We start from the raw sequence: 6,687 nt of genomic DNA on the forward strand, positions 1-6,687 counted from the left end.
GCGCGGCGGTGGGTGGGGAGTTCGACGAGTTTGGCGACGTTGACGGTGACGAGTTCCTCCTTCATGGCGCTGGTCAGTGCGGAGCGGAGGGTGGCGCGGATGCGTTCGAGGGTGACCGGGCCGGGGACGGGGCGCAGCGGGGGCATGAGCTCCAGCTGTGCTCGGAGTGCGCGGGCGGTGGTGTGGTCTTTGGCGTGGTAGGCGGCCTTCGCGGCGGCCTGGATCTCGCGGCGGTGGGCGTTCTGCTGCTCGGTGAGGGCGGCTTCGGCGGCGATGTCGTCGAGGAGCGTCTGGACGTGGGTCTTGCGGAGCTTCGTGAGCTGGAGGTGTCCGAGGGCGGGGATGAGGTGCTGTTCGCAGTAGATGCGGTAGCTGGTGTAGGTGCTGGCGGTGCGTGAGCCGCGCTTGGTGACGAGCCATTCGCGCAGGAACGCCTCGATCGTCAGGTGCTGTTCGACGGGGCGGCCCAGGCGCAGCCGGGTACGCAACTCGTCCGCATCCGGCAAGGACCGGTGCTCGCGCAGGGCGGCCTGGACCAGGCCCGCGATCTGGAGGCGGGTCTGATCGGGCCGGTCGGCGGTCTCGGCGAGCGCGATCAGTTCTTTGATCCCGGCAAGGACGGTCTGGGCCTTCTCGCGGGTGTCGTATCCGCCGGAGCGCAGGTGGCGGCGTTCTTCGCCGTGGGGGACTTTGATCTCGAGTTGGAGTGACCAGGTGCCGTGTTTGGCGTCGTAGGCGCCGCCGGGGCGGCGCAGCTTGGGGCAGGCGCCGCCGAGTTTGCGTCCGTTCTCGTCGCGGCAGTGGCAGCGCTTGTAGAGTGCGCCCTCGTTCATGCTCTGTTGCCTCTCATCGTCGATCGGGGTGCGCCGCGCCCTGCCGTACACGGCGTGCACGTACGGCAGGGCACGGTGTGGGCCTTTTGACTTCGCGTCAACGGGTCCGGGGTTGATCGACGCTCCACTTCGCGGGGTAGCGCAACGGTGGTCGCGAAGGATCTTCACGGCCGCGCGGCACGGGCGCGGAGAGCGCCGCGGATTCGCGCGCGACGGCCGGGTCGGCGGCGCCGGGTTCCGTCCCCGCGTCCGTTACGTCGGGCGGGGTGATCCCGAGGATCTTGAGCAGCGGCGCGGTCGGGACGCGCAGCGCGGTGCCGATGCGCAGCACGGGTACCGGCAGGGCGTCTTTCGCGGCGAGGGCGTAGGCGGTGGTGCGTCCGATGCCGAGGTACCTGGCGGCTGTGGCCAGGTCGATCATCGGCGGCAGGTCGAGTGCGTCGCCGCGAGTCGGGGGCTTGTTCGCGCTCACGCAGGCTCCTTACTCAATACAATGAGATCCTCATGCAGGATCCCGGCGCGGGGGATGCCGGCGGCGAGTGCATCACGTGCGCCCTTGATCTGCATGAAGGACAGGTGTGCGATGAGGCGTTCCTGGGTGCGGTAGCGGGTGGCGCCGCCGGTGCAGCCGCAGCCGCATGCGACTGGGTCTTCGAGTTCGGACGCCTCGCATCGCGCGAGCAGCGCGACGCAGCGCTCGACCGGGACCAGGCCTGCGGCTTTCCCGGCGGCGATGACGGCGCCGGGCAGGTCGATCAGGACGCCTTGGCGCCGCCAGGGCCGGGCGGTGACCGCGACGTACCCGCCCGGTGCGAGCAGGGGTTCTGTCGCCTGCAGGATCTGGGTGAACCCGGCGAGCAGTTCCCGGGGCGGCCGGTGGGCGAGGTTGCGCCGGTCGGTCGAGTAGCGGTTGTCGTGCTTCTGCACCGATCCGGTGTGCCCTGCGCGGCCTCGGACCTGGACCTGTCCGTGGCAGGACGGGCCGTACGGGGGCGAGGTCAGCAGGAGCCTGACCCGGCCGCGGGCCGCTTCGATCAGCTGGTCGGGGATGTGCCGGGCGTCGGCGTTCCAGACGAACCCTGCCCCGGTGGCGCCCTGGGTGCGGGCGTGGTTGATCCCGCGCTGGGCGAGGGCGGTCCAGTGCTTCTCGTATTCGACGCCGACGGCGCCCCGCCCGAGATGCATGGCTTCGATCAGGGTGGTGCCGATGCCGCACATGGGGTCCAGGACGAGGTCGCCGGGGTCGGTGTAGGTCTCGATGACGTGCCGGGCGATGGCAGGGAGCATCCGGCCGGGGTGTTTGACCGTCTCGGGCAGGTAGCGGCCCTGGCGCTGTGTCTTGGAGACCTGCTGGCCGGTGCACAGCACCGAGGCCGGGCGGACGGTGCGCCGGGTGGTCGCGAACCAGCGTTCCATGCCGGGCAGGGGCTGTTGCCCGTGGTCGTCGATGTGCATGACGTCCTCCTTGATCGTGTGTGTTAGACCTGGAACGCGAGAAGGTCTGAGTGCACCCGGCGGTGACGCGGCTGGGTCTTCGCGTGGCGGGGCGGGTTGCGCTCGGCGTGGTCGCGGGCGGAGAGGGGCTCGGCCAGCAGCCGGGTGTGGACGATCACGAAGTGCTGGAGGTAGCCGAGTCCGGCATGCCGGGCCGCTTGGATGTAGGGGCCTGACGGGTCGAGCATCCCGGCCTGGTCGGTGGCCTGGTGGGTGTGCACGAGCACGACGCCGCCCGGGCGCACGCCCCCACTCAGCGCCCGGAAGTACGCGGCCGCGACCTCCGGCGTGGCCGGGGGCTCGTACTCGAGGGGGTCGGCGATCACGAGGGCGGCGTCCAGGCCGCGGACGGGCTCGGCGCCGTGGACGAGTGTCGAGTGGTTCATCCATTCCGGTGCCCAGTCGGTGGGAATCACGTCGAGGGCGGTGCGGGCGGGGCCGGGTCCGTGAACAACGCCGAGCTCACCGCCGTCGGGCAGGAACTGCGCGGCGATCCGCATCAGGGCCCAGGTGGGAAGTTCGCTCTCCCCGACGGCCGGGGCTGCGGGGCCGCCGGCCGGAGGCAGCCAGACGCTGTGGCCGATGCCGGGACTGCCGCCGTCGAGGACGAAGTGGCCCGGGTTCACGGTCTCCGGGACCGGGACCTTGATCAGAGTGCGGCCGAGGCCAGGGACCCGGCCGTGGTGGTTGTCGTGGTACATCGTCGGTCCTTCACGGACCTGCTTGCGCCGACCTGGACGATCGGCACGACCCGTAGAAGAAGAAGATCGAGGCGCCCGGGCCGTAACCGGCGCCGCGCTGCTCAGAGCAGGTGTTCACTCGCGCGGGTGAAGCCCCGGAAAGTCGGTGTGCAGGCCCGGTGTGCACACGGTCCGCACACGGACCACGCTGAGATGAGACGTCGGACATGTCGCCCGTCCGGGCCGTGCGCCCGGGTCCGCACATGGCCGCACTTCGGTCTCAGCATTCGAAGCCGCGAGGTTTTGCACACGATCCGCACATGCGGTGGCCGAGAACTGTCCTGCCCGGAGGCACACCGCCCCGGCCTCGCACTTCGGACAGGAAGGCCGCCACCGTGAATCCGAACTCCCCCTCCACCTCCTGCAACCGTCCGAGTCGCAGCGCTCGAACCGCGAGCGTCTGCAACTCGTCGCGTGCCGTTGCGGTGCCGCCGTCCAGGGCGTACCGGCTGGCTGCCGCGTCGGCGTATCCGCAGATCGCCGTCGTCCACGCGGCAGCTATGTCGGTGATCGAGCGCGGCCACCTGCCCGGCGTGCCGGTCAGCGCGCACCGGAACGTGCCGGTAGCCGACCTGCACCGGTTCCTGATCGCGCCGGAGCGCACAACCACGGAGTTGGACACTGCGTGGGAGGTGCTGCTCGAGCGGGCCCGGCGGGATGCGGACTGGCAACTGGTGGCCCTCGGGGTCGCCGCGCCGCGCCTGGCCCAGATCGCCGCGCGCACCGCCGGGCGGGTGTATGTGGCGGTGCGTGAGGAGATCGCGGCCGCGGTGCTCGGCGGTTTCGCGGAGGCGCTGCTGACGGTGACGCCGGAGTCGGGGCGCGGATTGATCGCGCATCAGCTGCTGCGCCGCGCGCAGGCGGCCGGGCAGAAGGTGGTCGACCAGCGCAAAGCCGCGTGCAAGCGCCAGCCCACGGAGGCGGAACGCGAGGAGCACCTGCCGGAGCCGGGCACCGTCGGACGCGGCGCGAGCCACCCGGACCTCGCACTCGCGCGGTTGGTGGCCCGCGGCGTGATCACGGCGCAGGAGGCGGATCTGATCGGGCGCCACCGCATCGAGGGCGTGACACTGCGCCGGCTGGGGGCCGAACGCGGCTGGTACCCGATGCAGGCCACCCGGGCACTGCGCGCGGCCGAGCACAAGGTCGCCCGCGCGCTCGGGTATGCGCAGCCCGGAACAGCCAGGCGCGCAACGGTCCACACGGCAGAAGCCTGATGATCAGTCTTTCTCGGGGCGCCGTGCATCGCTGTTACCGGGCCGGGGCGCCGTTCTTCTTCTACTACGAAGGCGTACATCACCGCGCCTGACCGTATCTGTCCGGCCGCCGCCGGCGAGGCCCGCGTTCCCTCGGGGCCTGCGACCGGCACGACCCAGCCATCCGCTACCCGCAAGCAAGCGGACCCGCCCGCCTCCCTCGATGGGCGCGGCCTCGCTGCGGCGGCCGGACAGACGCACCTCCCTCGTCGTATGTCCCTTCGCTCGTGGAAGGAGCCTGCCCCGTGCTGCTGCGCACTGCGACCTCCGTGCACCCGACCGTGCTGGCGGTCGCCTCGATTCCGCAGGTCATCACGAACATCACGAACGTGGTCGCCGGGCTTTTGGCCGGCGCGGCCACGCTGTCTCTGACGATCGGGGGACTGCGACACCTGCTCTCAGCCGGTGACCCGGGCGAAGTCTCCGCCGCCAAGCGCGCCTATAAAGAGGCCGCGTTCGGCTACCTGATCGCGGTACTCGCTCCCGCGCTGGTCGCCCTGCTCAAGACGGTCGTGGGAGCAAGCTGATGGGCGCGTCCCACACGACCGAAGTCGGCATCAGGCTATTACATCGTGGTCTGCTCGTATGCGCGGCCGTGGTGTTCGGCGCCGTCGTGCTCGCGACACTTCCTCCCGCTGTCGCGCGCGCCGACGCGCTGCCCGCTCCGCCCCCACCCACGTCCGCAACAACACCCGCACCCGCGCCCATGGTCAGCCGCCCGGTTCCTTCGGTGAAGCCCTCGACGGACGCGCACGGCTGTCCGGTCCCTCCGGCCGGGCCCAGCAAGGACGGCAAGCCGTTGCCGGATCCGGCGGCCGGTGCGTCGCCGGCTCCGGGCTATCCGAAGGCCGGGACGCCGGGCAACTGCCGCCCGGTCGCGCCGAACCTGGACAGGCCACAGCAGATCCCGAACGCGAACCCGCCGGGGTCGGGACCGTCGTGGTGGGACATCCCCGGGCAGATCGAGCAGGCTATCAACACGTGGATCGGGGACCTGGCCCAGGCCGCGCTCGCTCCGGTCATGGGCCTGTTCACGGTGGCGCTGCTGACCGAGCCGACTCTCACCAGCGGCCGGATCGCTGCGCTGTGGCAGGCGAACGTCGTGCTCGCGGACTCCTTCTACGTTCTGTACGTGCTCTTCGGCGGCCTGCTGGTCCTCGGCTACGGCACGCTCCAGACCCGATACACCGCCGGGCAGATCCTGCCCCGGCTCATGGTCGGCATGATCGCGTCGAACCTCTCGCTGCCGGTGATCGGGCTGGCGGTGGAGTTCACCGGCGCGCTGGCGGGCGCGCTGTGGGGCCGGCCGCTGGATCCCGCCGGGGTCGGCGACCAGGTCATCCAGGTGATCGTCGGGCTGGTGCTGATGCCGGATGGGCTCACCCAGATCGTGATGGCGCTGTTCGCCCTGGTGATCTGTGTGCTCGCGCTCGCGGTGCTGGTCACCTGCGCAGCCCGGATCGTCGGGCTGCTGCTGTTGACGCTGCTCGCGCCGCTGATGCTGGCCACGCACGCGCTGCCGGGGATCGACGGATGCGCAAGGTTGTGGTGGCGGGCTATGGGCGCGGTCCTGGGCACGCAGATCCTCCAGACCCTGACGTTCATGCTGATGCTGGAGGTCTTCAGCGACCGGCACGCCGCGATCCTGGTGTTCCCCACTGCGAGCGGCATCACCGACTTCCTGGTCGGCACAGCCCTGCTGCTGATCATGTTGAAGATCCCGGGCTGGATGAACCGTATGGCCCTCGGTCACTCCCCGCGCACCTTCATCGGCTCCGTACTGCGGACCGCGGCCGTTGCCGCGGTCGGCTACCGGCTGGGGGTACCCGGCGCCTACAGCACCCGGACGCTGGCGAGTCGGATGGTGATGGGCCGGATGCGCGGAGGCGGAGGCGGGAACGGGGGCGGATCGGCCGGGCCGTTGCCGTTGCGGCCGCCCGGCCCGCGCGGCCCCGGCCCGGCGCCGGTCGGCGGATACCGCCGGATGCCGGGAGCAGACAGCAGCACGCTGATCCGCGCGGTCGCGCGGAGCAACGGCGGGAACCTGGCGGCAGCGGCGCAGCAGGTCAACGCGGCCGCCGCCGCGAACCTACAACCGGCGGGGAAGGCGGTTCCTGGTGCATCGCAGACGTCAGGCAGAAGGCTCGCTCCGATCGGCGGGCGCGGGTTCGGCTCCTCCCGCGGCTCGCACGCCTCCGGGCAGCTGGCCCTATGGCCGGTGCCGAAAGAGCACGCGGTGCCGCAACCCTGGCCCGGCCCGCAACAGACTGAATCGTCGGCGCCGCCCCCGCCGCCTTCGATGCCGGGCCAGCTTCAGCTGCCCGGGTTCACCAGGACGCCGCAGCCCCATTCCTGTCTCTTATA

General features: G+C 71.3%; 7 protein-coding genes. 3 read left to right on the forward strand and 4 right to left on the reverse strand.

Going from position 1 to position 6,687, the window contains the following annotated elements:
• From KDL01_RS37880 to KDL01_RS37895, 4 genes are all read right to left on the reverse strand, one after another.
• A partial coding sequence (locus KDL01_RS37880) for an N-terminal phage integrase SAM-like domain-containing protein (RefSeq protein ID WP_212533544.1) occupies window positions 1-833 on the reverse strand: 833 nt, incomplete at its 3' end.
• Window positions 834-930: 97 nt separating this feature from the next.
• The gene (locus KDL01_RS37885; protein ID WP_212533545.1) at window positions 931-1,305 is read right to left on the reverse strand and encodes a MerR family transcriptional regulator; all 375 of its coding nucleotides are present in this window, start codon (window positions 1,303-1,305) and stop codon (window positions 931-933) included.
• Window positions 1,302-2,288 carry a TRM11 family SAM-dependent methyltransferase gene (locus KDL01_RS37890; RefSeq protein WP_212533546.1) on the reverse strand — a complete coding sequence of 329 codons (987 nt, stop codon included), beginning with the start codon at window positions 2,286-2,288 and terminating at the stop codon, window positions 1,302-1,304. Before KDL01_RS37890 ends, KDL01_RS37885 begins: the two co-directional genes overlap by 4 nt.
• 23 nt (window positions 2,289-2,311) lie before the next feature.
• The gene (locus tag KDL01_RS37895; protein ID WP_212533547.1) at window positions 2,312-3,028 is read right to left on the reverse strand and encodes a hypothetical protein; all 717 of its coding nucleotides are present in this window, start codon (window positions 3,026-3,028) and stop codon (window positions 2,312-2,314) included.
• Between the two features lie 539 nt (window positions 3,029-3,567).
• Between KDL01_RS37895 and KDL01_RS37900 the strand changes: the two genes are divergently transcribed.
• The 3 genes from KDL01_RS37900 to KDL01_RS37910 all read left to right on the forward strand — a co-directional run.
• Window positions 3,568-4,284: a hypothetical protein gene (locus KDL01_RS37900; RefSeq protein WP_212533548.1), complete on the forward strand. Its 717-nt coding sequence runs from the start codon at window positions 3,568-3,570 to the stop codon at window positions 4,282-4,284.
• A 284-nt stretch (window positions 4,285-4,568) separates the two neighbouring features.
• Entirely contained in the window at window positions 4,569-4,850 is a 282-nt protein-coding gene (locus KDL01_RS37905; protein ID WP_307846774.1) for a pilin, read from the forward strand.
• On the forward strand, window positions 4,850-6,687 hold a 1,838-nt coding region (locus KDL01_RS37910), incomplete at its 3' end, for a hypothetical protein (RefSeq protein WP_368861734.1). The genes KDL01_RS37905 and KDL01_RS37910, both read left to right, overlap by 1 nt.

Source organism: Actinospica durhamensis, from assembly GCF_018139695.1.
GTDB classification, from domain to species: Bacteria; Actinomycetota; Actinomycetes; order Streptomycetales; family Catenulisporaceae; genus Actinospica; species Actinospica durhamensis.